Below are 1,199 nucleotides of genomic sequence, written 5' to 3' on the forward strand. Positions count from 1 at the left end.
GGCCATCCCGCCACTGCCCCGCGGCTCCCCCACCACGGGCCGCGCCCGGTGACCGGCGATTGCCCGCGCTGCCAACTGGTGGCCTTGCCCGCGTGCCAATGGAAGTCCGGCCCGGTACATCCGGCTGGCAAGCGGGCCGCCGCGCAGCCGTGAAAAAAGAGAAAACCCGCCCGTGGGGGAATGGTCTCGACCACAGCGGACGAAGACCGGACGGGTGAAAGAGGAATAACCGGTGAGCCATCCCTCTTTTTTCAGGCGTCTATAGCATCGCGGCCCGCGCCCGTCGAGGCCCGACCGGGTGGGCCATCCGGCGGAAGGTTCGGCGCGGGCAGCGCGCGGAGGCCACGCACGGAAGCTCATTCCGGCGGGGGGCGGGGGGGCGGACAGGACAAGGCAGTGCGGACACGGGGGCTGCAGGGCGCGAGTCATGCCGGACGCAATGCTGGCCGACACGGCGTCTGGCGGGCAGCGCACGTGAAAAGGCGGGACCGGATGACCCGGCCCCGCCCCTGAAACTGCGGTGCTGTCCGCGCGGGTTGCCTCAACCCGCAGGAATGGCGATTCCTACAGGGCCTCGGCCAGTGCGGCGATTTCCTCGCGGATGATCCGCGCGGCGGCGGCAGCGGCGGCCTTGTCCGTTTCGGCCTGCAACGTGGCGCGCAGGTCTGCGGCCAGCATGTCCAGGTCGGCCTGGGTGACGCCGTCCGCCCCGTCCTCGCCGGCGTCACCAGCCGCGACAGCGGCTTCAAGGCGTTCGCGCAGGGGGGCCAGGCGTTCCTCGATGAGGGCATTCATGTCTTCGGCCAGTGCGGCGCGCACGCGGTCCACCAGCGGGGCGAACGGACCGTCCTCCCGCGCCAGCAGCGGTTCCAGCAGTTCGCACAGCGTGTCCCCGGAAAGTGCGGGGGCGGCGTCGGCCAGCGATTCCATGGCCGAAAGGCGCGTTTCCAGAGCCTCGCGGGCGGCGCGATCTTCGGCGCGCTGCTCGGCAAGGTTGGTCAGGGATGCCTCCAGTGCTTCGATGCGCGCGGCATACCCGGCGGGGCTGTCGCCAACCTCGGGTTCCGCGGGCGCATCGGGCAGGGGAGTGTCCACCGACGTTTCCGGGGAAACTTCCGGCAGATCGGCTGGGGGCTGCGCGGGGGCGGCCTTTGGCGCGGGGCGGGGCGGCTCTGGCTCGGCCATGGCGGCAGCCGTGG

1 pseudogene is annotated in these 1,199 nt (G+C 71.9%); it reads right to left on the minus strand.

The window, feature by feature from the left end:
• Positions 1-564: 564 nt before the first annotated feature.
• Positions 565-1,199, minus strand: a pseudogene (locus tag FVW20_RS16050) (hypothetical protein); the annotation flags it as partial.

It is taken from the genome of Nitratidesulfovibrio oxamicus (assembly GCF_015731765.1).
Taxonomy (GTDB): Bacteria; Desulfobacterota; Desulfovibrionia; order Desulfovibrionales; family Desulfovibrionaceae; genus Cupidesulfovibrio; species Cupidesulfovibrio oxamicus.